The sequence below is a fragment of the Streptomyces sp. NPDC026062 genome, from assembly GCF_055568375.1.
On the sequence record NZ_JBVHOQ010000038.1, the window covers coordinates 23,423 to 47,211 of the forward strand.

Sequence of the window (23,789 nt, forward strand, 5' to 3'; positions counted from 1 at the left end):
TCATCAAGGAATCCACGAAGGTTCCTCGACCGTCCTGGGACAGGCCCGTCAACCGGGCCGCCGTCCCGTCCCGTACCCGGCGCCACCGCGACCGAACAGATCCTGCCCTGCCCGCATCAAGGGCGGTCGACCACCGGCTATGACGCCGGGGTGTCGGTGCGCCCGGGGCTACGCGACACAAAGGAGTGCGCGGTGACGACACCAGAACTGACGAAGCACGAAAAGGGAACGGCCGAACGGTACGGAGAGCGGGCCCGCAGGCCCGAGAAGCTCCGGAACATCGAGGTCTGGGCCCGGTCCGCTCCGATCCGGCTGGCCGGTTACGAGGACGACCTCGCCGAGCCGCACATCCTGCCCGGCGTCGACTGAGTGCTTCCCGTACGAGCTCTGGCCCCGCCCCTGAAGAGGGGAGGGGCCGGAGCTCCGTCATGCCACGGTGCGCGCGGCGGTCAGAAGGCCGCGTTCGCGACGGCGGCCCCGGCGAACGAGAGCCCGACCCCCGCCCCTACGGTGAGCACCAGATATCCCGCCGCCAGCGCCAGCCGGCGTGCCGACGTCAGGGTGAGAAGTTCGTAGGAGAACGTCGACCAGGTCGACAGGGCCCCGCAGAACCCGGTGGCCAGGAGCAGATTCAGCCGGGTTCCCAGCTCGCCGTCGGACACCGATTCCGCGACGAAGCCGAGGATCAGGGCCGCGCCCGCGTTGGCCGCGAAGGTGCCCCAGGGGAACGCGGTGTGGAGGCGGAATTTCGCGTCCACACCGAGCCAGTAGCGCAGCGGTGCCCCCACCAGTCCGCCGGCGAGTACGAGCAGCCAGTCGGTCATGAGGGACTTCCTGTGCCGTAGGAGCGCCCGAAGGCGAAATGGGCCGCGAACGCGCCGGCGGTCACGGCGGCCAGCGCGGCCACCACGGTCAGGAGAAGGCAGCCGACCGCGTATCCGGGCTGATCGTTCTCGAACAGCTGCCGCACGTTGTCCGTGTAGTGCGAGAACGTGGTGAACCCGCCGAGCGCACCCGTGCCCAGCAACGGACTGATCAGCCGGGGTGCGCCCGGGAAGCGCAGCTTCAGGGTGACCATCAGGACGCCCATGAGGAAACAGCCCGCCGTGTTGATCAGCAGGATCGTCCAGGGGAAGGCCGTCGTGCCGGTCGGCCACAGGCGCTCGGCGCCGTACCGGGCCGCGGCTCCGGCGGCGCCGCCGACCGCGACGGCGCCCACGACCGTCAACTGCACTCCGGGATGGTGATCGGGGTGGCTGTGATGGTGCAAACGCATCTTTAGGGACATTCCGCGAATCTACGGAACCGGTCCAGGGCGGCTCGGGCGGAGCGCGCCGTCCATGGTGCCCCCGTACCTGACTGGACCAATCCGGACATCACATAACGCGACATCTCAGTCACTCCGTGTCTTGATATGGGTGTAAGGGGTGAGCCCCTCCGGCCTGCCGGCCGGAAGGGCTCATCACCGCCGAGCCGTTGGAGCCCGCCTTGCCCATCGCCGAGCCGGAAATCGTCCGGCGGCTGGAGAAGCGTCAGCCGTCCGCATACATCCTGGCGGCCCTGAGGGGCTTCGGACAGGTCGACCTCCAGCCCGCCCTGCTGACAGGTGTGGCGATCCTGGTCGCGCTGTGGGTCGCGGGCTGGGAGACCGGCCTCTTCGCCACGCTCGGCACACTCATCGCCACCGCGACCGCCTACGCCCTCGCTGTCGACCGGGCGGGTATCGCGCTCGGCCTCCAGGGATATGCGGGCTGCCTCACGGGCATCGCGCTCGTCTCCTCGCTGGGCAACCACCCGGCCACCTACGTGCTGACCGTCGTCGGCGCCATCATGTGCACCCTTCTGATGGCGGCTCTGGGCACCTTCCTCACCCCCTACGGGCTCACCCCCCTGACCGCGCCCTTCTGCCTGGTCTCCGGAGTGATGGTGGTCGGAGCACCGTCGTTCGAGCGGGTCTGGCACGGCGCCCCGTCCTCCGTTTCCAGCACCACCAGCGGTGACACCGCGATGTCGTGGGACGTCCTGTGGCACGCGTTCTTCAACAACGTCTCGCAGATCTTCCTGGTCGAGAGCTGGTACGTCGGACTGATCATGCTCGTCGGCCTGGCCCTGGCGGGCCTGCGTGTCGTCCTCTACGCGGCGGCGGGCAGCGTGGTCGGGATCATCGCCGCGTGGTTGCTGGGAGCGCCCACGGCGCTCATCGCCAACGGCATCTACGGGTACAACGCGGTGCTCGTGGCCATCGCCGTCGGTGCCGTCTTCATGGCCAACACGGTCTGGAACGGGGCCTACGCCCTCTTCGGCGCGGCGGTGACCACCGGCCTCACCGCGTCGCTGACCTCCTTCTTCAAGCCGTTCGGCGGTCACACCTTCACCTGGCCGTTCATCCTCACCACCTGGGTGCTGATGGCGGCCGTTCCTCTCCTGCCCCGCCTGCGCCGGAGCGAGTGACCGCTCGCGGCCCGCACCGGACCTCCCGCCCCCCAGCCCCGCATCACCACCGAGGAAGGTACTCACGATGAACCTCGCACCTCGCGAGATCGACAAACTGCTCGTCTATGTGGTGGCCGACCTGGCCCGCAAGCGCCAGGGCCGCGGCCTCAAGCTGAACTACAGCGAGTCGGTGGCGCTCATCACCGAGGCGATCCTGGAGGCGGCCCGCGACGGCAAGAGCGTCGCGGACTGCATGGAACTGGGCCGCCATGTCGTGGCCGAGACCGACACCATGGACGGTGTACGGGAAATGCTCGGCCTGTTGCAGGTCGAGGCGTCCTTCGTGGACGGGACCAAGCTCGTGTCCTGCCACGACCCCATCGGCGGCTGACCCGTGGCCGAGCCCGTCGCCGTCATCGCCGTGTGCGGCCACGAATCCGCCCACGGGCGTGCGCTGGAGGGCGTCGTCGACGCCGGGGTCAGCATCGTGTCCAGCGGGCGCGAACTGTTCCGGAGCGTCGCCGCGCACCGGCGCGGGGACACGGCGGCCGTGGTCGTCCCGATGACGCTGGGCCGCGACCCCGGACTCGTCGCGGACGCGGCCAGGACGCTCCGTGCCGTCCCCGCCGGTGAACGCGGCGCCACCGTGCTGGCCGAGCCGTTCGGTACCGCGCAGCACCTGGTCGCGTGGCTGCGGGCGGCGGCGGGCCGGGTGCCCGCGAGCTCCGCGCTGCTGGTCACCGCCCCGGCAGGCGATCCGTTCGAGGACGCCGAGCTGTACCGGATCGCGGCGCTGGTACGACGCCACGGCCGACGGGGCCTCGTCGAGGTGGCGTTCAGCGGGGGTGCCCCGGACCCGGCCGAGGGCGTCCGGCGCTGCGGGCTGCTCGGTGCGGAACGGGTGACGCTGCTGCCGGCCGCGTTCGCGCTGCCGGATGTGCCCGACGCGGCCGGTGCGCGAACGGTGTCCGTCGACCGGGCGGAGCCACTGGTCCCGGCGTCCGCACTGCGACGCGTTCTCGCCGAGCGGGTCGCCGACGCGCGACGGCGCTGGAGCGAGCACGGGGACGACGGCGTCGCCGCCGGACTGACCGCCGCCGACAACCACGGCCACTCCCACACGCACCCGCCCGGCGAGGGACATGACCACACGCACACCCACGCCCCGGGCGCGGGCCATGAGCACGGGCACGGCCACCACCACGATCCGGGCCATGAGCACGGTCCCGGGCCTCTGCACACGCACCACCACCCGTCCGCCACCGGTGCGGACCGAGCCATCAGGAGCATCGCATGACGTTCCGTCAGAAATATCTGTACGGCAAGGGACCCATCGAGCTGAACGCGGGCCGCCGCACGCTGAAGGTCACCGTGAGCAACACCGGGGACCGTGCCGTGCAGGTCGGTTCCCACTACCACTTCTTCGAGGTCAACTCGGCACTGTCGTTCGACCGCCAGGAGACGCTCGGGATGCACCTCAACATCGCGGCCGGCACCTCCGTACGGTTCGAGCCCGGCGGCTCGCGCGAGGTGGAGCTGTGCGCGTACGCCGGAACCGGCCGTCTCGTCGGCTTCAGCGGACTGCTCAACGGCAGCCTCGCCTCCCACCCCGCCCGCGTCGAGGCCGTCCGCAAGGCCATTGAGCAGGGCTTCGAGGGTGCGCAGGGCGGCACATCCGGCGGCGGCCGTGCCGCAAAGGACTCCAAGGGCTCCAAGGCCACCAAGGAAAAGAAGAAGGGTTCGCGCTGATGCCCATCCTGCCCCGCAAGCAGTACACCGACATGTTCGGCCCGACGGTCGGCGACCGCTTCCACCTCGCCGACACCAACCTCGTCGTCGAGGTCGAGAAGGACTACAGCGAGGGCCTGTACGGCGACGAGGTCGTCTACGGCGGCGGCAAGACCATGCGTGACGGCATGGCCGCCGACCCGCAGGCCACCGCTGCCCAGGGCGCACTCGACACCGTGATCACCAACGTCGTCGTCATCGACCCGGTCGTGGGCGTCGTCAAGTGCGACATCGGCATCAAGAACGGCTTCATCGTCGGCATCGGCAAGTCCGGCAACCCTCAGACACAGAACAACGTCGACCCGGACCTGGTCATCGGCCCCGGCACGGAGGCCATCGCGGGGGAGCACCTCATCGCCACCGCGGGCGCCATCGACACCCACGTCCACCTGATCGCTCCGCAACAGGCCGAGCAGGCGCTGACCAACGGGATCACCACCCTCATCGGAGGCGGCACCGGCCCGTCGGACGGTTCCAACGGCACCACCTGCACCCCCGGCCCGTACAACATCGGCAAGCTCCTCCAGGCCGCCGAGACCATGCCTGTCAACATCGGCATCATGGGCAAGGGCAACGGCAGCCTGCCGGAGGCGCTCAACGAGCAGGTCGTCGCCGGGGCCTGCGGACTCAAGGTGCACGAGGACTGGGGCGCCACCCCGGCCGTCATCGACAACGCGCTGAACGTCGCCGACCAGCACGATGTCCAGGTCTCCATCCACACCGACAGCCTGAACGAGAGCGGATTCTTCGAGGACACCCGCTCCGCCATCGACGGCCGGGCCATTCACACCTTCCACAGCGAGGGAGCGGGCGGCGGTCACGCCCCCGACATCCTGCGCGTGGCCGGCGAGCCGAACATCCTGCCGTCCTCGACCAACCCGACGTTGCCGTACACGGTGAACTCGGTGGACGAGCTCCTCGACATGGTCATGGTCTGCCACCACCTCAGCCATGACATCCCCGAGGACGTCTCCTTCGCCGACAGCCGGGTCAGGGCCGAGACCATCGCCGCCGAGTCGGTGCTGCACGACCTCGGTGTGATCAGCATGTTCTCCTCCGACTCCCAGGCCATGGGCCGTATCGGGGAGTCCGTCACGCGTGCCTTCCAGACCGCGCACCACTGCAAGGACAAGCTCGGCACGCTGGAGGGCGACTCGGCCCGCAACGACAACCAGCGGGTCCTGCGCTATCTCGCCAAGGTCACCATCAACCCGGCGATCGCCTCGGGCATCTCCGACTACGTGGGATCGATCGAGAAGGGCAAGATCGCCGACATCGTCCTCTGGCCCATCCACTCCTTCGCCGCCAAGCCGAAGATGGTGATCAAGGGCGGCATCATCTCCTGGGCGCAGATGGGAGACCCCAACGCCTCGCTGCCGACGCCGCAGCCCGTCATCTACCGGCCGATGTTCGGACAGTACGGCAAGGCCATGCAGGCCACCCACGCCACCTTCATGTCCCAGGCGGGCATCGCCGCCGGTGTGCCGGCCGCACTCGGCCTGGACCGTACGGTTCTGCCGGTACGGCGTACCCGCACCATCGGCAAGCACAACATGGTCCGCAACGACGCCCTGCCCGACATCCAGGTCGACCCCGAGACGTTCAAGGTCTCGCTCAACGGCAAGGTCGCCACCATCGACCCGGCCGAAAAGCTGCCCCTCAACCATCTCTACTTCCTGGTCTAGGGCCGATGTACCGCAATGAGGGCGACACCTCCGCGGAGACCGCGGCCGCGGTGAGCGCGACCGGCACGGGTCTCGGACCGCTGCTGGTCAGCCTCCAGCTGACCGACTCCGCGTTCCCGAGCGGCTTCTACACGCTGTCGCACAGCCTGGAAGGGTTCGCGCAGGCCGGGGCAGTCGACTCCGACAGCCTGCCGCTGCTGCTGGAGGACCTGTTGCTGCACGGCGTCGGCCCTGCCGACGCCACCGCGCTGGCCCTCGCCCACCGTGCGACGGCGGCCGGTGACCCGGCGGCCGTCGTCCGGATCGACGAGCATCTCCTGGCCACCAAACTGGGACGGGAGATGCGCCAGGCGGCCACCCGGACCGGCCGTCAGCTCCTGGACCTGGGCCAGGAGGTCTTCGGCCGGCCGGAGATCGGCGACTACTTCGGCCGGGTTGTGCGGCGCGAGGCCCCCGGTACCCAGGCGGTGGCGGCCGGGGTCATCTACGCGGCGACCGGCGTCCCGGTCCGGCAGGCCGTCGCAGCCGATCTGTTCGCGTTCTGCGTCAGCTTCGCGGGCGCTGCCCTGCGACTGCGGCTGACCGACCACCGTACGACGCAGACGCTGATCAGAGGCGCCGCACCCGTCATCGAGAAGACCGTCGAGGCCGCTCTGCGACGTGAACTCGACGATGTGGGAGCCACCGTCTTCGCCTCGGACATCATGTCGGGCCGTCATGAACGCGCCGAGGCCCGGCTCTTCGCCAGCTGACATCCACCACACGCATCACACAGGGAGAACCATGGACGACAACGTACTGCGAGTCGGTATCGGCGGACCCGTCGGATCCGGCAAGACGGCGCTCATCGAGGCACTGGTCCCGGTCCTGATCGAACGAGGCCGCCGCCCCTCCGTCATCACCAACGACATCTACACGCAGGAGGACGCCCAGCACGTCCGCCGCACGCTCGCCGGGGTCCTCGAACCCGAGCGGGTCGTCGGTGTCGAGACGGGCGCCTGCCCGCACACCGCCGTGCGCGACGACCCCACGATGAACCTGGCGGCCGGCGCGGAGATGCTGGAGCGCTTCCCGGACACCGACACGCTGCTCTACGAGTCCGGCGGCGACAACCTCACCCTGACGTTCAGCCCCGCCCTGGTGGACCTCTTCATCTTCGTCCTCGACACGGCGGAGGGCGAGAAGATGCCCCGCAAGCGCGGCCCCGGCATCACCGACTCGGACCTCCTCGTCATCAACAAGATCGACATCGCCAAGTACGTGCGCACGGACATCGACGTCATGGAGTCCGACGCCCACCGGGTGCGGGACGACCGCCCCGTGGTCCTCACCGACTGCCTCACCGGCGTGGGCATCGACGACATCGCGGTCTATCTCGAATCGCGCCGCAAGGTGCTGATCTGACATGCGGCTCGCCCCGTTCCGTCCCCGCGCCGACCGGCTCGCCGAGGAGTACTACGCGGTGGTCCGTGTCCCACCGGACGTGGCGGCGCTGGCCTCCGCGCCGGACACGCTGGCCCCCGGATCCCCGGCCAAGGTCGGCATCCTCGACCTGGCCTTCGCGGTACGGGGCGAGCGCACCGAACTCGTCGAGCGCTACCAGAAGACGCCCCTGCAGATCATGCGGCCGCTGTGGATCGACCCCGGGATGCCGGGCATGAGCTACGTCTACATGATGGCGACCGGCGGCGGCATCGCCCAGGCGGACCGCTACCGGATGGACTTCCGCTGCGGACCGGACACCCAGGTCCATCTGACGACCCAGGCGGCCACCAAGGTCTTCCGGATGGAGCACGACTACGCGAGCCAGCGGGTGCACCTGACGGCGGATCCCGGGAGCTACGTCGAGTATCTGCCGGACCCGCTGATCCCGTTCAGGGACGCCCGCTTCTACCAGCGCACCGAGGTGACGGTCGCACCCGGTGCCACCGTCGTCGTCGGCGAGACCGTCACCGCCGGACGGCTCGCCCGCGGTGAACGGCACGCCTACCGGGTGCTCGCCACCGACCTGCGCATCAGCCGGCCGGACGGCACGCTGCTGGCCGTCGACACCCTGCGCCTGGCCCCCGGCAGGCAGGGTGAAGGAGCGCTCGGCCCCGGGGTGTTCGCCGGTCACGACCATGTCGCCTCTCTCTTCGCCGTGACCGACCGGGTACCCGCCACCGAACTCGCCGACGCCCTGCACGACGCACTCGCCGGGCTCGGTGTCCTGTACGGGGTGAGCGTCCTGCCCCGGGACTGCGGAGCCTGGGTGCGGTTGCTGGACGACAGCCCGGTCCAGGTCGCCGCCGCTCACGAAGCCGTCCGCCAGGCCGCACGCCGCCTGCTGACCGGCCATCCCGCGCCCGACCTCCGCAAGCCCTGACACCTCCCCGACGACCCACACGAGGATCCGCCGATGAACACCGCTCCCGCGCCGATGCCGGCCGCGTACGACTCCGGGGACACCGCCTGGCTCCTCGCCGCCACTGCCATGGTGCTGTTGATGACGCCAGGGCTCGCCTTCTTCTACGGCGGCATGGTGCGCACCCGGCACGTGCTCATGATGATCAAGATGAGCTTCGCCGCGCTGGCCTTCGGCACCCTCGTCTGGTGGGTCATCGGATACACCCTGGCGTTCGGCCCCGACGTCGGCGGCGCCGGAATCATCGGGAACCTGGATCACGTGTTCATGCACGACATCGAACTGAACACGCTGACCGGCGCGATCCCGACCTACATCTACAGCACCTTCCAGATGGGCTTCGCCATCATCACGGTGGCGCTGGTCAGCGGTTCCATCGCCGACCGCGCCACGATGAGGGGGTGGCTCGTGTTCGTCGTGCTGTGGCTGCTCATCGTCTACATCCCCATCGCACACTGGGTGTTCGACACGGACGGCTGGATCGTGAAGCATCTCGGCGCCCTCGACTTCGCCGGCGGTCTGCCGGTGGAACTCAACTCGGGCGTCGCAGGCCTTGCCGTCGCCCTCGTGCTCCGCGCGCCGCGGGACTTCGCCCGCCGCGAGGAACGCCCCAACAACATCCCGCTCGTGGTCATCGGTGTGGGCCTTCTCTGGTTCGGCTGGTTCGGCTTCAACTCCGGTTCCGCGCTGACCGATCAGGGAACCGCCGCCGCGGCCTTCATCAACACCCAGCTCGGAGCGGCCGGCGCCATGGTCACCTGGCCGCTGGTGGAGAAGTGGCGCACCGGCAAGGTCACCACCATGGGCGTGGTCTCGTCCGCCGTCGCGGGCATGGTGGCCATCACCCCCGCCTGTGGCGAGGTCGACACGCTGGGCGCGGTCATCACCGGTCTCGTCGTCGGCGCGGTGTGCGCCTTCGCGATCACACTCAAGTACCGCTTCAACGTGGACGACACGCTCGACGTGGTGGGAGTGCACGGTGTCGGCGGGCTGATCGGCCTGATCATGGTCGGGCTCTTCGCCACCGCGCGCGTCAGCGGCAAGGAGGGGCTCTTCTACGGCGGCGGCTGGGGGCTGCTCGGCAAGCAGCTCGTCGCCATCGTCTCGGTGATCGCGTTCTCGTTCATCCTCACCTGGCTCATCGCCAAGGCCGTGGACCTGACCGTCGGTTTCCGCGCCAAGGAGGAGTACGCCAACGTTCCCGGCGAGGTGGGGGAGCGCGCGTACGACTTCCAGACCGCCGAGCGCCTCGGCGCGCTGGTGTCCGGCAAGCCCGCATCCGAGGACGACGAACTCGTCAAGCAGATCAGTACGTTGCTGCGGAACCGCGAGGACGACCGGTAACCGGACCGGCGAGGACGACCGGTCACCGGACCGGCGGGCATGGTTCCGGTTCTCAGGGCCGCCCTGCCGCGCCGGGCGGGGGCGGGCCCGCCGGGGTCGGGCGCAGGAACTCCCGTACGTAGGTGCGGTGCCACCAGCATCCGGTGGCCCTCAGTTCGCGCCAGGTCGTGTAACGGTAGTGGTACACACGGGCGCGGACGTGGGCCGGCGGATCGCCGGGGAACGGGTTGTGCCGCAGCAGCCGCAGCGTGTCCCGGTCGTTCTCCAGCAGCCGCTCCACGAACGGCCCGAACCAGGGCCGGGCGTACGCGGGCGAAAGCGCGGCGAACCACATCATCCAGTCGAGCCGCAGATGGTAGGGGGCGAACTGGCGCGGCAGCCGTCGCGGATCACCCGGCTTGCCCCGGAATCCGTACTCCCGCCATACGGTTTCCGGGCGGATCACCTGTTCCTCGGTGCCCTCGACGACCACCTCCATCCGGACCCGGCTGATGCTGCCGAACGCACCGTAGGTGTTGACCAGGTGCAGTGGGTCGAAGGAGCGGTTCATCACCTGCCGGCGCGAGAGCAGATTGCGGGCCGGGCGGTAGCTGAGGACCACGACCAGGGCCGTGACGGCGATGACCACCACTTCGTACCAGAGCGGCGCGCCTGCCTGTGCGGGCGGTCCGCTGACCGGGGACCAGTCGACGGCCGACAGGGCGAGGGCGATCGTCAGCCAGTTGAGCCACGCGAAGTTGCCCGACAGCACCAGCCACAGCTGGGTGACGGTCATCAGGCCCGCCGCGATGCTCGCGACCGGCTGCGGAGTGAAGAGCAGGACCGGCACCAGGAGCTGGGTCACATGGTTGGCCGCCACCTCGGCGCGGTGCAGGGGCCGGGGGAGGCGGTGGAAGAACCAGCTGAGGGGTCCCGGCATCGGCTGGGTCTCGTGGTGGAAGTACAGGCAGGTCAGCTTGCGCCAGCAGGCGTCCCCGCGGATCTTGATCAGCCCGGCGCCGAACTCCACCCGGAACAGCACCCAGCGCAGCAGCCACAGCACGAGCACCGGTGGCGCTGTGCCCGCGTTGCCGAGGAAGAGGGCGAGGAAACCCGTCTCCAGGAGCAGCGACTCCCAGCCGAATCCGTACCAGGCGCCGCCGATCTGCACGATCGACAGGTACAGCGCCCAGGGCAGGGCCCAAAGGATCATGGCCCCCCACAGAGGCAGGAAGCGGTCCGCGCCCGCGAGCAGAGCGACGGCGAGCGCACAGCCGGACCAGGCGACCAGGGCGAAGAACCGGTCGGAGTAGTGGAGACGGAAGAGTCCGGGTGCGGTGCGCCAGTCCGTGCGCCGCAGCACCTCGGACGCGGGCAGCATGCCGCGCTCGCCGATCAGCGCCCGGAACTGGAGCGCGGCGGTGAGGAAGGCGGCCAGATAGATGACGGCCAGGCCCTTCTGGAAGAGGAGCCGGCCGAGCCAGTACCCGTCCGCGGTGAACCAGTCCATCACCTCCAGTATCGGCCCGTCGGCTCAGTTCCGGGCGGCGTGACCCTCCGCGACGATCCGGCGCAGCGTACGGCCGAGCCGGCGCGCGTACCAGCGCTGGGCCAGCGGTACGAGTGGTCCGGCGAGCCGGGTGTACCAGCTGGCGGGCCGACTGAACGCCATCACGGTGAACGAGACCGCACCGTCGTCCGCGAGCTCGGCCACGAAGCACTCCTCGCCGCGCTCGGGGTGACGGGTGAGCGTTCCGTACGCGAATCCGATGCGCTCCACGCCGTACTCGGCCCAGATGACCTGGCAGGGCGCGGTGAGCCGGAACGGTCCGGTTCCCAGTGCCACCCGAACGGACGCACCGGGCTCGGCGCGTGGCGCCGAGGCCCTGACCCGGACTCCGGAGGCGCGGTGCATGCGGAACTCGGTGATCGCGGCCCCGGCGGCCTCGAAGTCGGCGCGGCCGCGACCGATCCGGGTGCGGTGGTGCAGATGGTTGTAGCCGTCGGGGAGCGGGCCGAGCCGGGTGGCGCCCGCCTCCGGATACGTGAGGGTGCTCATGCGGTCCTTCCTTCGTGGGCGGTGCGGTGGGTCAGGCGCCGCCAGGCGAGCAGCGAACAGAGCGCGAAGCCCAGTGCGTTGCCCATGCCGTGTGTGGCGGCCATCCAGGTCAGGCTGGGATGGGGGAGGCCGGTGGCCTCGCCGAGCGCCCAGCTCAGGGCGAGCACCATGGTCGCGGCGAGCACGGCGGCCGAGGTGGTGAGCAGCAGCCGGGCGGTCCGGTCGCGGGCCGCGGGGCGGACCGTGCGCCAGGTCAGGAAGGCGACGGTCCACATTCCCGCTGTCAGGACGACTGCCCCCGCGAGCTCGGCCCAGTCGCCGATGAAGTAGCCGATCAGGACGAACAGGGTGCCCAGCGGCACGCTCAGCGCGGCGAACCGGCCCGCCGCGCTGTCGGCCACGCGGCTCACGAGCCCCGAGACCAGGGCGGCGGCGAATCCGGCGAAGTGGAAGTGCGGCACGGTCAGCGCCAGAATGCCGAGGCCGAAGCCGAACAGGGGCTGCCCCGAGCGTTCCGCGACCAGCGCGGTGGCGGCGACGGCCGGGGTCACCAGTGCGGTGCACAGCGCGACCTCGGCGGGTGCTGTGCGCCACGACAGCAGCGGCTGCGGGCGCCGGACGACCCGGGCCGGGGCGTGCAGGGCGAGGATCGCGGCGCCGAGCCCGTAGCCGAGGGCCAGGACGGTGGCGGCCGGCCCGCGCGGCAGCCAGAGCGCGACGGCTCCCGGTACGGCGAAGACGGGCCACAGCCGTCGCATCCGTTCCAGCTCCGGGATGTCCGCCAGTCGCAGTCCGGCGGGCACGATCACCAGCATGCCCAGCATCACGATCAGCCCCACCAGGACCGACATGACCACACCCCCGTCTTGAACGTGTTCAAGTGCTGTCGACGGCGACTCTAGAGCCTTTCTTGAACGTGTTCAATACGATGTTCGCCCGTCCTCCGGGGACTGGCGTACACGGTGGGCCGCCGGCTTGCGGGGGAGGAGGAACTGCGGCAGACATGGGGGGACCACCCGGGACCGGTGACCAGGCAGGAGACCTCTTCGTGCACGCACCGATACGCATGCGCCGCGCCGTGCTCGCCGCACTGTCCGCCGGCATTCTCGTCATCGCGGGGTGCGCACGGGAGACCGTGGGCGGCGGCCGGGGCACCGAGGGGACGGCCGACGCCGAGGAGGTGCTGCTCCAGCCGGCTGCCGCGAGGGGGGCGGACCCCTTCACCGCGTCGACCGCGGAACCGGCCGGAGCCGCGCCGCCCTCGTCGCCGCGGACGCGGGCGCCGCGGTCCTCGGCGCCGGGGAGCGGGGCCCCGCACACCCTTCCCGGATCGACTCCCGGCCTCTACGGGGGCACCCGCTCCGTGGCCTCCTGCGATGTCCGGCAGCAGATCCGCCTCCTCGCGGACGACCCGGCCAGGGAAGAGGCCTTCGCGCGCGCAGCCGGTGTGCCCCGGACCGGTGTCCCCGACTTCCTGCGCGGTCTGACGCCGGTGGTGCTGCGTGCCGATACCCGGGTGGACAGCCACGGCTTCCGTGCGGGCTCCGCCACCACGGTGCGGTCCGTGCTGCAGGCCGGTACCGCGGTGATGGTGGACAGTCATGGCCTTCCGCGTGTCCGGTGTGCCTGCGGCAATCCGCTGAGCCGGCCCGCCGGTGCGGGGGACGCCGAGGGCGTAAGGGGCGAGAGGTGGCCGGGCTACGACCCGGCGCGGATCATCACCGTCGTACCCGCCGCGAAGGCCGTCACGGATCTGGTCGTCGTCGACGCCGATCACAACAGCTGGCTGGAGCGGCCGGTCGGTGACCAGGGTGCCCGCGACCACACCCCCGAGGTGCCACCGCCCTACGCTCCCGGCACCGACATCACCGGGCCGCTGCCCGACATGCCCCCGGTGAAGCCGAAGAAGCCGGAGAGTCCGGCGACACCGAGTCCGTCGCTCTCCGTACCCGCGCCCGGGGACTGCCCGACTCCCCGCGTCCCGACACCGCCCGGCGAGGCCGTCGCGGCGACGGACGGACCGACCGCCGTGCCGGCGCCGACGGACTGCCCGACGCCGACCGGTACGCCGTCGGACGGATACCCCGAACCGTTCCCGGAGCCCCCGACGGACGAACCGCCCGGCACCCCCGCCCAACCGGACGAGCCGCCGGGCCCGGTGCCGCCGATGACGGACGAACCGCAGACGTCCATCGCGGAGCTGCGCGAGGAAGCCGGAGCCGCAGGACGACCGGGGTGGCGATGATCCGGTCGGTGAACAGCGACTGACGGTTCGGGCCCGCCCTGCGGCGCACTCGCCGCGACTGCCGCGCGACATGGCGCCGATCCGCTCCCCGTCGCTTCCGGCAGCTCAGACGTGAGCGGCTCACCAGGTATCGGGCACGCCCACGGCCGCACGGACGCGCCCCCTGCCGGGCGGCGGCCTCACTCCTGCGTCGGCAGCCAGTTCCCGTGGAGGCCGAGCGGTACCCGCACCGGGATCCGCACCCGGGCGACCGGACCGGAGGCGAGGTCGTCGGCGGGGATGACGAGGAGCCAGCTGCTGTCGTCGGTCCGGTCGGTGGCGTACGTCATCCAGTGGCCGCCCTCCCCGGGGCCGCTGCCCGGGGAGGGCGCGAAGACCGGCTCGCCTACGGAGAGGTCCCCTGCCCGCCACTCCGTACTCGTGCCCGAGGTGTCCCCGCCGTCGTACCAGCGCAGCGCGTCGAACTCACCCGGCAGCAGGTCCGGGTTGCCGGAATCCGCTGCCACGGCCAGCTGTCGGTGCCGTCGGCCGATCAACCGGTCGTCCGTGCGGGGGAGTTCCATCCTGGCGTCGAGCACGGTCCGGCGCATCGTGCCGGCGACGGGATCGATGACCGCTCGGACCAGGGCGGAGGTGCTGGGTGCCTGCGAAGCGTCCGGCGCGCCCAGGGAGAGGTGGGACCACTGCACGTAGTCCAGTACGACGTCACCGCCGTCGGGTCCGGTGTCGTACGCGTTGACCGTGTGCCACAGCCGGAAGGCCTCGTCGGACGCCCATCGCACCGGTCCGCCGTCGCGGGGACCAGGGCCACCCGGGTGCCTCGGTCCGGCCGCCAGTCGATCATGGAACCGCCGCTCATCGCCGCGGCTATGTCGAAGAACACCGGTGCCAGCACGATCACCAGGAACCTCGTGGTCAGCGCCATGTCGTGGATCATCATCGGTTCGTCGAGCCCGTCGACCGGGGTGGGGCCGCCGCCCACGGTGCCGCTGGGATCGATGGCCGACCAGGTGAGGTAGGGCGGTTCGAGGCCGTAGCAGAAGACCAGCATCTCGCCGGTGACCGGATCGGTCTTCGGGTGGGCGGTGATACCGGCGGGCAGCGCGCCCCCGAACGTCTCCTTGCCGGCCGTCTCCAGTTCCGGCGTGATGCGGAACGGGATGCCGGACTCGGCGAGGGCCAGCAGGCGCCCTGCGTGGCGTACCACGTTGATGTCCGGAAGGTCGCGGAACGTCCCGGCCAACTCCGGCTCCACATCCGGAACCTGAGGGGTGATCATGGACTCGATTCTGCCCCACAGGGCTCGCCCCGCGCGTTCCTCGGCGAGTACGGCGGGTGTGCGGACGAAACGGTTGCGGTAGCGCGCCTGTCCGCCTGTGATCCAGACCCCGTGCAGCATGCCGTCCCCGTCGATCGGGTAGAGGAACGAACCGATCGGGGTGAAGCGGGGGTTGGGGCCGTTGCGCAGGAACAGTCCGTCGAGCTCGGCCGGCAGTTCGCCCACCACCTGGAGTCCGGCCTCGTCCACCTCTTCGGTCACCGGCGCGAAGCGGCCGGACAGATGGACGACGCGGGTGGGGTCGAAGGGCTGTGAGGCGTGTGCGGCCATGGAGGTCTCCTTCGCCTTGGTGCGTGCGCACCCGGAAACGTGCCGTGCCCGAACCTGTATTCAAACTCCGGCCGGGACTCGCCGCAAAGCGGGCCCGGAGTGCGGAAATGCGACGGTCGGGCTCCGGCTTCACCATGGGGGAGGGGTGGTGGAATGCTGCCGCCCCGGTGTGTGGGCCGGGGTTGCTCGCGTAGCCGGGCGGGTGACGCCGTTTGTGGCGGGCCGTGGGCCGAGGCCACCGCTTTTGGTCCAGACCTATTGACGGAAGGTCTGGACCACTTTACGTTGAGCGCATGCGTGGCCCCGTCATGAATTGTCAGGGGCATGCCAATTCAGGGAGGGGTCCGTCATGTTCGGTCGCACGTCACGGCTGCTGGGGGCCGGTCTCGCGGCGGCGTGCATCGTACAGATGCTGGTCGCGGCCACTCCGAGCTCCGCGCAGGAGGACACCTGCGCGGTCAAGTCGAAGCCGTCGGGCAAGGTGCTCCAGGGTTACTGGGAGAACTGGGACGGCGCGTCCAACGGTGTGCACCCGCCGCTGGGCTGGATACCGGTCACCGACAGCCGGATACCGCAGCACGGCTACAACGTCATCAACGCGGCCTTCCCGGTGATCCTTTCGGACGGCACCGTCCTGTGGGAGGACGGGATGGACTCGACGGTGAAGGTCCCGACCCCGGCCGAGATGTGCCAGGCCAAGGCGTCCGGGCTCACCACCCTGATGTCCATCGGCGGTGCCACCGCAGGAATCGACCTCAGTTCGAGCACGGTCGCCGACCGCTTCGTCGAGACGGTGGTGCCGATTCTGAAGAAGTACAACTTCGACGGCATCGACATCGACATCGAGACCGGCCTGACGGGCAGCGGAATCATCAACCAGCTGTCCGCCTCGCAGGCCAACCTGATCCGCATCATCGACGGCGTCCTCGCGCAGATGCCGTCCAACTTCGGCCTGACCATGGCGCCGGAGACGGCCTATGTCACCGGCGGCAGCATCACGTACGGCTCGATCTGGGGCGCGTACCTGCCCATCGTGAAGAAGTACGCGGACAACGGCCGGCTCTGGTGGCTGAACATGCAGTACTACAACGGCAGCATGTACGGCTGCGCGGGCGACTCGTACTCCGCCGGCACCGTCGAGGGCTTCACGGCGCAGACGGACTGTCTGGACAAGGGGCTCGTCATTCAGGGCACCACCATCAGGGTGCCCTACGACAAGCAGGTGCCGGGTCTGCCCGCCCAGCCGGGTGCCGGCGGCGGTCATATGGCACCGAACCTCGTCGCACAGGCCTGGAACCACTACGGCGGCAGCCTCAAGGGCCTGATGACCTGGTCCCTGAACTGGGACGGCTCGAAGGGCTGGACCTTCGGCGACAACGTCAAGGCGCTGCAGGGCCGCTGACGCCCGCGGAACAGGGCCGTCCGGTTCCCGGTTCACGGCGAAGGCCCCGGAACACCCCGCACGGGGGTGTTCCGGGGCCTTCGCCGTGGTGTCAGTTGCCGGGCTCCGAGGCGTCCAGCATGGCTTCGCGCTCCACGACCTTGACCCGCTCGCGGCCCTGCTCCTCGCCCAGGGCGCGCTCGTGGGCGTCCAGGCGGTACCAGCCCTCACGGGTGGTGTAGCGGATGCCACGGGATTCCAGGAACTCGGTCACGGCCGCCGGCTCGGGCTGCGCCGGGGCGGGCAGCCGGCCGGTGGAGTGGTCCTCCAGCAGACAGGCGACGGTCTCGTTGGCGTCGCCCTTGGTGTGCCCGATCAGGCCGATCGGGCCGCGCTTGATCCAGCCGGTGACGTACACCGACTCCATCGGCTCGCCGCCGGCGAGCACCCGCCCGGCGGCGTGCGGAACGGTGCCGGACGCCACGTCGAACGGGAGCTTGGGCAGCTCCTGCGAGTAGTAGCCGACCGCGCGGTAGACGCTCTGCACGTCCCAGTCGTTGAACCGGCCGGTGCCCTTCACGTTGCCGGTGCCGTCCAGCTCGGTGCGCTCGGTGCGCAGGCCGACGACCTGGCCGTCCTCGCCGAGGATCTCCACCGGGGACTCGAAGAAGTGCAGGAAGAGCTTGTGCGGCCGGTCGCCGACATCGCGGATCGCCCAGTTCTCCAGTGTGGAGGCGACCATGTTGGCCTGCTTGTTCCCCCGCCTGGTCTCGATCGAGCCCGCGTCGTAGTCGATGTCCTCGGGGTTGACGATGACCTCGATGTTCGGCGAGTGGTCCAGCTCCCGCAGCTCCATCGGGCTGAATTTCGCCTGGGCCGGGCCGCGCCGCCCGAAGACGTGGACCTCCAGCGCCTTGTTGGCCTTGAGACCGTCGTAGACGTTGGCCGGGATCTCGGTCGGCAGCAGCTCGTCGGCGGTCTTGGCGAGGATGCGGGCGACGTCCAGGGCCACGTTGCCGACGCCCAGCACGGCGACCTTCTCGGCCTCCAGCGGCCAGGTGCGCGCGACGTCGGGGTGTCCGTCGTACCAGGAGACGAAGTCGGCGGCGCCGTGCGAGCCGTCCAGGTCGCCGCCGGGTATGTCGAGCGCGCGGTCGGCGTCGGCGCCGGTGGAGAAGATGACCGCGTCGTAGAAGGAGCGCAGTTCGTCCAGGCCGATGTCGTTCGGGTAGTCGACGTTCCCGAAGAGCCGGATCTGCGGCTTGTCCAGGACCTGGTGCAGGGCCTGCACGATGCCCTTGATCCGCGGGTGGTCCGGTGCCACGCCGTAACGGATCAGGCCGAAGGGGGCGGGCATCCGCTCGAACAGGTCGATGGAGACGCCCGGCTCGACGGCGGCATCGGATTTAAGCAGCGCGTCCGCTGCGTAGATTCCGGCGGGACCGGCTCCGACGATGGCTACGCGGACGGGGCGTGTCATGGAGGGCTGTTCCTTAGGACGGACGAACAGAGGCAGGGCGGGCCGTGGTAAGGCTTGACTTACTCCGCCCGACGCACACGTTAGCCGCTGGACCTGCCCGCTTTCGGAGCGGGGCGGTGTTCTGCGGCGATATCCGGTGCCCCGCACTTTTGCCGGCTCATGGGATCTCCCGGAATCCCCGGGGAATCGCCTCGGCCGAACGTCCCGTAAATGTGTTCCATCGCACGTTCACCTGGTGGACGGCTCACTCGAAGAATCGGACAAATGGTGGCAGAGTGACGCGCATGGATGATCGGGTAGCGGGTGCCCTGTCACTCCCGGACGACTGGCCCGCCCACCCGGACCTCAGTCTCGCCCTGAACCGTATGGGCAGCTTCGACTGGGATCTCGACAGCGGCCTCATGCACATGGACCAGCCGGCCCTCGACGTGTTCGACCTGCGGGCCGACGAGTACGACGACAGGCCGATCACGCTCGGGGCGCGGGTGCCGCCGGACGAAGGTGTCCGGCTCGACGCCATGGTGACCCAGGCGCTCAAATCCGGCCGGAACGACTACGGGGCGTACTTCCGCATCCTGCGGCGCGACGGCACCCTGCGCTGGACGCACACCCAGGGCTTCGTCCACCGCGACTCCACCGGGCGCCCGCGCCGCATCATCGGGATCGTCCGGGACGCCACCCAGGAGCTGGCCGACTCCACCGCCCGCCGCGAGCTGGACGAGGAGCGGCGGCGGCGGACCAGTCTGGTCGAGGCCACCACGGCCGCGCTGGCCCACGCCCGTACCGTCAAGGACGTCATCGACGTGCTCAAGAACTCCCAGGGGCTGGCCCACCTGGGGGCGACCAGTCTGGTCATGGGGCTGATCGAGTCCGGGCGCATCCACCTGGTGGCCGACGGGCCCGACGGCTCCTTCGTGCCGGGTACCAGGTACACGCGGACGGATGAGCAGTACCCGATGAGCGAGGTCGTGCGCACGCTCGCCCCCCGTTTCATCGAGTCCGCCGAGGACTTCGCCGATTCGTACCCCGTCCTGTGGCCCCACATCAGCCATCTCGGCATCACCTCCGCCGCCTATCTGCCGCTGATCGCCCAGGCGCGCCCCATCGGCGCACTCGGGCTGCTCTACAGCGGCAAGAACGGATTCACCGGCGACGAGCGCAACCTGCTGGTCACCCTCGGCAGCTTTATCGCCCAGAGTCTCCAGCGCGCGATGCTGTACGAACAGGAGCACGACCTCGCCGAGGGGCTCCAGCAGGCGATGCTGCCGCGCCGTGTCCCCGACGTGCCGGGTGCGCGGATCGCCGTGCGCTATCGCTCGGCGAGGCTCGGCCGGGACATCGGCGGCGACTGGTACGACGTCATCCCGCTGCCCGGCGGCAGGGTCGGTGCCGTGATCGGGGACGTGCAGGGCCACGACACACACGCTGCCGCCGTCATGGGGCAGCTGCGCATCGTGCTGCGCGCGTACGCGGCCGAGGGGCACAGCCCCGCGACGGTCATGGCGCGGGCCTCGGTCTTTCTGCGCGAACTGGACACCGACCGCTTCGCGACCTGCACCTACGCCGAGGCCGACCTGACCACCGGTGTGGTCCAGATGGTGCGCGCAGGGCATGTGGACCCGCTGGTGCGCGATGCCGACGGCAGCTGCCGCAGGGTGCTCGTCGACGGCGGGCTGCCACTGGGACTCTCCGCGGAGTTCGGGCGACTGGAGTATCCGGTCAGCACGGTGGAGCTCGACCCGGGGCAGACCATGGTGATGTTCACCGACGGCCTGGTGGAGCTGCCCGGAGCCGACCTCGACGAGGGGATGCAGCTGCTCACCGCCATGATCAGGAACGGCCCCCGGGACCTTCAGCGGCTTGCCGACCGGCTCTGTGAATCGGTCGACGAACGCGGCGGCGAGGACGATGTCGCGGTCCTGCTGCTGCGCCGCAGGGCCGTCCCTGCCCCGCAGCCCGGCGGCCGGCTCCAGCAGCATGTGGGCCAGAACGACCCGGAGGCGCTCAGCTCTGCGCGGCACATGATCCGTGCGGCGGTGCGGGCCTGGGGTGCGAAGGGGCGGGCCGACGAGGTGGAGCTGGCCGCGGACGAGCTGATGACCAACGCTCTGATGCACACCGACGGCGGCGCGATCGTCACCATCCGGGTGCTCACCGGGCCCGAGCGCCGGCTGCGCGTCGACGTCGAGGACCGTTCCAGCGCGCTGCCGCGCCGCCGGGACGCGGGTGAGACGGGCGTCTCGGGCCGGGGGCTGATGCTCGTCGACCGGCTGGCGGACGCCTGGGGTGTCGAGTCGCGGGGCACCGGCAAGTGCGTCTGGTGCGAATTCGTCATCCCGCCGCGCGGCTGATCCGGTGAAAGGCGCGGCCGTTTACGGGGATTGAGTATTACTGAAAAGTAACAGAACGTAACGTGTCTGCACTTGAGCGTAACCGACTGCGGGAGATTGACTGCGACTTCGTCAGCCTTCCTCTTCCATGACATTTCACCTTCGATGACATGAGGATCCGTTGGGTACTGAGCTACTGGCGCCTCTCGATCTGGCCTTCTGGCACCTCGAGTCCGATGCGCACCCCATGCACCTCGGTGCGCTCGCCGTCTTCTCTCCCGGAGACGGTCCGGCCCCCGGTCCCGACGGTCTCCTCGAACTGCTCGGCACCCGCGCCGCCGCCATCCCCCGGCTGCGGATGAGGGTGCGCGACGTACTCCTGCCGGTCGGGGGTGCGGCCTGGTCGGTGGACAAGGAGTTCGACGTCCACCAGCACGTCAAACGGGTGCGGCTGCCCGAGCCGGAGGCCGCCGGTGCGGGTGAGGCCGGATTCATGGCGGCGGCCACCAGGCTCGCGGGTGAGCTCATGGAGCAGCCGCTGCGCAGAGGGCTGCCGCCCTGGCAGATGTATGTCATCGGCGGCGCACCGGGCCTCCCCTTCGCCGTACTCGTCAAGCTCCACCACGCGCTCGCCGACGGGATGCGCGCGGTCGCGATCGGGGCCGGGATCTTCGACCAGATCGCATCCGCATCCGTATCCGCCCCAGCCTCCGTCTCTGCCTCGGCTTCGGCCGCGGGCCGGGCCCGGCCAGGAGCGGCGGCCGCAGGGGGCCGTCCCTTCGCGCCGCGCTCCCGGATGCCCGGACCCCGCCAGGTCGCCGGCCTCGCCCTGGGGCGGATCGAGAATCTCGGCCGCGCCTTCGGTGTCGGCGCCTCGCTGGTACGCGCCAGCCGTCTCGACCTGCGCGGTGCTCCGGCCCTCAGCGCCAGCTCCTCCGGCACCCGGCGCCTCGTCACGGCCGACCTCGACCTCGCAGCGGTGCAGCGGATCCGCCGGGCGGCGGGCGGCACCAGCAACGACGTGCTGCTCGCGGTCGTGGCGGGGGCGCTGCGCAGCTGGATGCTGGAGCGCGGGGAGCCGCTGCCCGGCGACGATCCGCGCGCCCTGGTCCCCGTCTCCAGACGCCGTCCGGGCGGTGCGGCGGCGGCCACCGGGAACCGGCTGTCCGCCTACCTGCTGGGGCTCCCCGTCTCCGACCCCGATCCTTGGGGGCGGCTGCGGGCCGTCCGCGTCGCCATGGACCGCAACAAGCTGGCCGGGCCGCTGCGCGGGGCCGGTGCGGTCGCCGTGCTCGCCGACCAACTGCCGTCGCTGGCGCACCGCTTCGGTGCGCCGCTTGCCGGGAACGCCGCCCGGATGCTCTTCGATGTGCTGGTCACCAGCGTGCCGTTGCCGCGCTCGGCCCTCTCGCTCGGCGGCTGCCCGCTGCGCGCGCTCTACCCGATGGCGCCGCTGGCCCGCGGCCAGGCCCTGGCCGTGGCGCTGACCACGTACGGCTCCGCGGTGCAGATCGGGCTGGTGGCGGACGGCAAGGCGCTGCCGGATCTGGAGCGGCTGGGGCGCTGCGCGGAGGAGGAAGTGGCCGGTCTGATCGCACTGCTGCCCGAAGGCTGATCGCGCGCTCGGCGCTATAGATCGGACAGATTCCCTGAATTTGCCGCCAATGGATCGTCCCCGAGGTGTTGACTCGCCCAAGTGATCCGATGAATATTCGCTATGTGCAGAAAGCGATCTTCGGGGAGGGCGGCGGACACATGCGGCGCAACAGGCTGGGACACAGCGCGGTCGAGGTCACCGAGCTGTCCTTCGGGGCGGCTGCCATCGGCAATCTCTTCAGCGCCGTCGAGCCCGAGCAGGCCGCGGCCGCCGTCGACGCGGCCTGGGACGAGGGCGTCCGCTACTTCGACACCGCGCCGCACTACGGGCTCGGTCTCTCCGAACGACGGCTCGGCGAGTCCCTGCGCAGCCGGCCACGCGATGCCTACGTGCTGTCCACCAAGGTCGGCCGGGTGCTCGACCCGCTGCCCGGGGGCGGTGCCGCCGCGTCCGACTCACTCTCCGAGGGCTTCGCCGTCCGCGCCACGCACCGCAGGCGATGGGACTTCAGTGCCGCCGGTGTCCGCCGCGGCATCGAGGACAGCCTGGAACGTCTCGGGCTCGACCGCATCGACATCGCCTACCTCCACGACCCCGACGACCACGCGGAAGCCGCCTTCGGCGAGGCCTACCCGGAGCTGGAGAAGCTGCGGGCCGAAGGGATGATCGGGGCCATCGGCGCCGGCATGAACCAGACGGCGATGCTCACCCGCTTCGTCGTCGAGACCGATGTCGACGTGGTGCTCTGCGCGGGCCGCTACACCCTCCTCGACCAGTCCGCCCTGACGGATCTGCTGCCCGCCGCCACCGCCCGCGGCACCAGCGTCGTCGTCGGCGGCGTCTTCAACTCCGGTCTCCTCGCGGACCCGCGCCCCGGCGCCACGTACGACTACGCCGCCGCGCCACTGAACCTTCTGGACCGGGCGCTGCGCCTGAAGGCCGTCGCCGAGGGCCACGGTGTCCCGCTGCGCGCCGCCGCCCTGCACTACCCCCTCGCCCACCCGGCGGTCGCCGGCGTACTCGTGGGCACGCGCTCCCCCGACGAGGTGCGCGACGCCGCCGCGCTGCTCCGGCGGGAGATCCCCGACGCCCTCTGGGACGACCTGCGCTCCGAGGGCCTGCTGACCGAGAACGGACACTGACATGCGTATCGCCCTGCACACCAAGGTCCGAGCGGACCGCATCACCGAGTACGAGGCCGCGCACCGTGAGGTCCCGGCCGAGCTCACCCGTGCCATCCGGGCGGCGGGAGCCACCTCCTGGACGATCTGGCGCAGTGGTACCGATCTCTTCCATGTCATCGAGTGCGACGACTACGCCCGGCTCCTCGCCGAACTGGAACAGCTCCCCGTCAACGTCGCCTGGCAGGCCAGGATGGACGGACTCCTCGACGTCGCCCACGACTACTCCTCGGACGGCGCCGAAGCGGGCCTGCCGGTCGCCTGGGAGCTGTGA

General features: G+C 70.5%; 22 protein-coding genes and 1 pseudogene. 16 read left to right on the forward strand and 7 right to left on the reverse strand.

What is annotated here, in order from left to right:
- The first annotated feature begins 192 nt into the window (after positions 1 to 192).
- Positions 193 to 369: a hypothetical protein gene (locus ACZ4LX_RS28880; protein ID WP_467649871.1), complete on the forward strand. Its 177-nt coding sequence runs from the start codon at positions 193 to 195 to the stop codon at positions 367 to 369.
- Between the two features lie 80 nt (positions 370 to 449).
- On the opposite strand, the gene ACZ4LX_RS28885 is transcribed toward ACZ4LX_RS28880, so the two are convergent.
- Both ACZ4LX_RS28885 and ACZ4LX_RS28890 read right to left on the reverse strand, forming a co-directional pair.
- Positions 450 to 824 carry a fluoride efflux transporter FluC gene (locus tag ACZ4LX_RS28885; protein WP_467649870.1) on the reverse strand — a complete coding sequence of 125 codons (375 nt, stop codon included), beginning with the start codon at positions 822 to 824 and terminating at the stop codon, positions 450 to 452.
- Positions 821 to 1,288 (reverse strand): fluoride efflux transporter FluC, encoded by a 468-nt coding sequence (locus ACZ4LX_RS28890; protein WP_467649869.1) that lies wholly within the window; start codon positions 1,286 to 1,288, stop codon positions 821 to 823. Before ACZ4LX_RS28890 ends, ACZ4LX_RS28885 begins: the two co-directional genes overlap by 4 nt.
- 200 nt (positions 1,289 to 1,488) lie before the next feature.
- Between ACZ4LX_RS28890 and ACZ4LX_RS28895 the strand changes: the two genes are divergently transcribed.
- The 9 genes from ACZ4LX_RS28895 (at position 1,489) to ACZ4LX_RS28935 (ending at position 9,654) form a co-directional block, all read left to right on the forward strand.
- Positions 1,489 to 2,451, forward strand: a complete 963-nt coding sequence (locus tag ACZ4LX_RS28895; protein ID WP_467649868.1) for an urea transporter — start codon at positions 1,489 to 1,491, stop codon at positions 2,449 to 2,451.
- A gap of 67 nt (positions 2,452 to 2,518) precedes the next feature.
- Positions 2,519 to 2,824, forward strand: a complete 306-nt coding sequence (locus ACZ4LX_RS28900) for an urease subunit gamma (protein ID WP_467649867.1) — start codon at positions 2,519 to 2,521, stop codon at positions 2,822 to 2,824.
- Positions 2,825 to 2,827: 3 nt separating this feature from the next.
- A complete protein-coding gene (locus ACZ4LX_RS28905) occupies positions 2,828 to 3,730 on the forward strand; it encodes a sirohydrochlorin chelatase (RefSeq protein WP_467649866.1) in 903 nt (300 codons plus the stop codon).
- On the forward strand, positions 3,727 to 4,182 hold the full coding sequence (locus ACZ4LX_RS28910; protein WP_467649865.1) for an urease subunit beta: 456 nt from the start codon (positions 3,727 to 3,729) through the stop codon (positions 4,180 to 4,182). Before ACZ4LX_RS28905 ends, ACZ4LX_RS28910 begins: the two co-directional genes overlap by 4 nt.
- The gene (gene ureC, locus ACZ4LX_RS28915; protein ID WP_467649864.1) at positions 4,182 to 5,906 is read left to right on the forward strand and encodes an urease subunit alpha; all 1,725 of its coding nucleotides are present in this window, start codon (positions 4,182 to 4,184) and stop codon (positions 5,904 to 5,906) included. The genes ACZ4LX_RS28910 and ureC overlap by 1 nt, the downstream gene beginning before the upstream one ends.
- A 5-nt stretch (positions 5,907 to 5,911) precedes the next feature.
- On the forward strand, positions 5,912 to 6,658 hold the full coding sequence (locus tag ACZ4LX_RS28920) for an urease accessory protein UreF (protein WP_467649863.1): 747 nt from the start codon (positions 5,912 to 5,914) through the stop codon (positions 6,656 to 6,658).
- A gap of 31 nt (positions 6,659 to 6,689) precedes the next feature.
- Positions 6,690 to 7,310: an urease accessory protein UreG gene (gene ureG, locus ACZ4LX_RS28925; protein ID WP_467649862.1), complete on the forward strand. Its 621-nt coding sequence runs from the start codon at positions 6,690 to 6,692 to the stop codon at positions 7,308 to 7,310.
- A 1-nt stretch (position 7,311) separates the two neighbouring features.
- On the forward strand, positions 7,312 to 8,271 hold the full coding sequence (locus tag ACZ4LX_RS28930; protein WP_467649861.1) for an urease accessory protein UreD: 960 nt from the start codon (positions 7,312 to 7,314) through the stop codon (positions 8,269 to 8,271).
- Positions 8,272 to 8,304: 33 nt separating this feature from the next.
- A complete protein-coding gene (locus ACZ4LX_RS28935; protein ID WP_467649860.1) occupies positions 8,305 to 9,654 on the forward strand; it encodes an ammonium transporter in 1,350 nt (449 codons plus the stop codon).
- A 52-nt stretch (positions 9,655 to 9,706) separates the two neighbouring features.
- Here ACZ4LX_RS28935 and ACZ4LX_RS28940 read toward each other — a convergent pair whose 3' ends face one another.
- The 3 genes from ACZ4LX_RS28940 to ACZ4LX_RS28950 are packed head-to-tail and all read right to left on the reverse strand — an operon-like array spanning position 9,707 to position 12,543.
- Positions 9,707 to 11,143, reverse strand: a complete 1,437-nt coding sequence (locus ACZ4LX_RS28940) for a lipase maturation factor family protein (protein ID WP_467649858.1) — start codon at positions 11,141 to 11,143, stop codon at positions 9,707 to 9,709.
- Positions 11,144 to 11,167: 24 nt separating this feature from the next.
- The gene (locus tag ACZ4LX_RS28945; RefSeq protein ID WP_467649857.1) at positions 11,168 to 11,692 is read right to left on the reverse strand and encodes a DUF1990 family protein; all 525 of its coding nucleotides are present in this window, start codon (positions 11,690 to 11,692) and stop codon (positions 11,168 to 11,170) included.
- A complete protein-coding gene (locus ACZ4LX_RS28950; protein ID WP_467649856.1) occupies positions 11,689 to 12,543 on the reverse strand; it encodes a YndJ family protein in 855 nt (284 codons plus the stop codon). Before ACZ4LX_RS28950 ends, ACZ4LX_RS28945 begins: the two co-directional genes overlap by 4 nt.
- A 152-nt stretch (positions 12,544 to 12,695) precedes the next feature.
- Here ACZ4LX_RS28950 and ACZ4LX_RS28955 point away from each other — a divergent pair, with 152 nt between their 5' ends.
- Positions 12,696 to 13,937 carry a DUF6777 domain-containing protein gene (locus ACZ4LX_RS28955; protein ID WP_467649855.1) on the forward strand — a complete coding sequence of 414 codons (1,242 nt, stop codon included), beginning with the start codon at positions 12,696 to 12,698 and terminating at the stop codon, positions 13,935 to 13,937.
- A 179-nt stretch (positions 13,938 to 14,116) separates the two neighbouring features.
- Here ACZ4LX_RS28955 and ACZ4LX_RS28960 read toward each other — a convergent pair.
- Positions 14,117 to 15,546: pseudogene (locus ACZ4LX_RS28960) on the reverse strand (carotenoid oxygenase family protein).
- 349 nt (positions 15,547 to 15,895) lie between these two features.
- Between ACZ4LX_RS28960 and ACZ4LX_RS28965 the strand changes: the two are divergent.
- Entirely contained in the window at positions 15,896 to 16,948 is a 1,053-nt protein-coding gene (locus tag ACZ4LX_RS28965) for a chitinase (protein WP_467649854.1), read from the forward strand.
- Between the two features lie 91 nt (positions 16,949 to 17,039).
- On the opposite strand, the gene ACZ4LX_RS28970 is transcribed toward ACZ4LX_RS28965, so the two are convergent.
- On the reverse strand, positions 17,040 to 18,407 hold the full coding sequence (locus tag ACZ4LX_RS28970) for an FAD-dependent oxidoreductase (RefSeq protein WP_467649853.1): 1,368 nt from the start codon (positions 18,405 to 18,407) through the stop codon (positions 17,040 to 17,042).
- Positions 18,408 to 18,691: 284 nt separating this feature from the next.
- On the opposite strand from ACZ4LX_RS28970, the gene ACZ4LX_RS28975 reads away from it, so the two are divergent.
- The 4 genes from ACZ4LX_RS28975 to ACZ4LX_RS28990 all read left to right on the forward strand — a co-directional run bounded on the left by ACZ4LX_RS28975 (position 18,692) and on the right by ACZ4LX_RS28990 (position 23,789).
- The gene (locus tag ACZ4LX_RS28975) at positions 18,692 to 20,758 is read left to right on the forward strand and encodes a SpoIIE family protein phosphatase (protein WP_467649852.1); all 2,067 of its coding nucleotides are present in this window, start codon (positions 18,692 to 18,694) and stop codon (positions 20,756 to 20,758) included.
- Between the two features lie 160 nt (positions 20,759 to 20,918).
- Positions 20,919 to 22,352: a wax ester/triacylglycerol synthase family O-acyltransferase gene (locus tag ACZ4LX_RS28980; RefSeq protein ID WP_467649851.1), complete on the forward strand. Its 1,434-nt coding sequence runs from the start codon at positions 20,919 to 20,921 to the stop codon at positions 22,350 to 22,352.
- A 140-nt stretch (positions 22,353 to 22,492) separates the two neighbouring features.
- Positions 22,493 to 23,476 (forward strand): aldo/keto reductase, encoded by a 984-nt coding sequence (locus tag ACZ4LX_RS28985; protein ID WP_467649890.1) that lies wholly within the window; start codon positions 22,493 to 22,495, stop codon positions 23,474 to 23,476.
- A gap of 1 nt (position 23,477) precedes the next feature.
- Positions 23,478 to 23,789 carry an L-rhamnose mutarotase gene (locus ACZ4LX_RS28990; protein ID WP_467649850.1) on the forward strand — a complete coding sequence of 104 codons (312 nt, stop codon included), beginning with the start codon at positions 23,478 to 23,480 and terminating at the stop codon, positions 23,787 to 23,789.

Excerpts from the sequence above, each read along its gene's own strand:
- ACZ4LX_RS28955 (WP_467649855.1), top strand. The coding sequence starts at position 12,696 with ATGGGGGGACCACCCGGGACCGGTGACCAGGCAGGAGACCTCTTCGTG.
- ACZ4LX_RS28965 (WP_467649854.1), top strand. The coding sequence starts at position 15,896 with ATGTTCGGTCGCACGTCACGGCTGCTGGGGGCCGGTCTCGCGGCGGCG.
- ACZ4LX_RS28945 (WP_467649857.1), bottom strand. The coding sequence starts at position 11,692 with ATGAGCACCCTCACGTATCCGGAGGCGGGCGCCACCCGGCTCGGCCCG.
- ACZ4LX_RS28935 (WP_467649860.1), top strand. The coding sequence starts at position 8,305 with ATGAACACCGCTCCCGCGCCGATGCCGGCCGCGTACGACTCCGGGGAC.
- ACZ4LX_RS28975 (WP_467649852.1), top strand. The coding sequence starts at position 18,692 with ATGGATGATCGGGTAGCGGGTGCCCTGTCACTCCCGGACGACTGGCCC.
- ureC (WP_467649864.1), top strand. The coding sequence starts at position 4,182 with ATGCCCATCCTGCCCCGCAAGCAGTACACCGACATGTTCGGCCCGACG.
- ACZ4LX_RS28940 (WP_467649858.1), bottom strand. The coding sequence starts at position 11,143 with ATGGACTGGTTCACCGCGGACGGGTACTGGCTCGGCCGGCTCCTCTTC.
- ACZ4LX_RS28900 (WP_467649867.1), top strand. The coding sequence starts at position 2,519 with ATGAACCTCGCACCTCGCGAGATCGACAAACTGCTCGTCTATGTGGTG.
- ACZ4LX_RS28950 (WP_467649856.1), bottom strand. The coding sequence starts at position 12,543 with ATGTCGGTCCTGGTGGGGCTGATCGTGATGCTGGGCATGCTGGTGATC.
- ACZ4LX_RS28885 (WP_467649870.1), bottom strand. The coding sequence starts at position 824 with ATGACCGACTGGCTGCTCGTACTCGCCGGCGGACTGGTGGGGGCACCG.
- ACZ4LX_RS28970 (WP_467649853.1), bottom strand. The coding sequence starts at position 18,407 with ATGACACGCCCCGTCCGCGTAGCCATCGTCGGAGCCGGTCCCGCCGGA.
- ACZ4LX_RS28920 (WP_467649863.1), top strand. The coding sequence starts at position 5,912 with ATGTACCGCAATGAGGGCGACACCTCCGCGGAGACCGCGGCCGCGGTG.
- ACZ4LX_RS28985 (WP_467649890.1), top strand. The coding sequence starts at position 22,493 with ATGCGGCGCAACAGGCTGGGACACAGCGCGGTCGAGGTCACCGAGCTG.
- ACZ4LX_RS28910 (WP_467649865.1), top strand. The coding sequence starts at position 3,727 with ATGACGTTCCGTCAGAAATATCTGTACGGCAAGGGACCCATCGAGCTG.
- ACZ4LX_RS28930 (WP_467649861.1), top strand. The coding sequence starts at position 7,312 with ATGCGGCTCGCCCCGTTCCGTCCCCGCGCCGACCGGCTCGCCGAGGAG.
- ACZ4LX_RS28990 (WP_467649850.1), top strand. The coding sequence starts at position 23,478 with ATGCGTATCGCCCTGCACACCAAGGTCCGAGCGGACCGCATCACCGAG.
- ACZ4LX_RS28890 (WP_467649869.1), bottom strand. The coding sequence starts at position 1,288 with ATGTCCCTAAAGATGCGTTTGCACCATCACAGCCACCCCGATCACCAT.
- ureG (WP_467649862.1), top strand. The coding sequence starts at position 6,690 with ATGGACGACAACGTACTGCGAGTCGGTATCGGCGGACCCGTCGGATCC.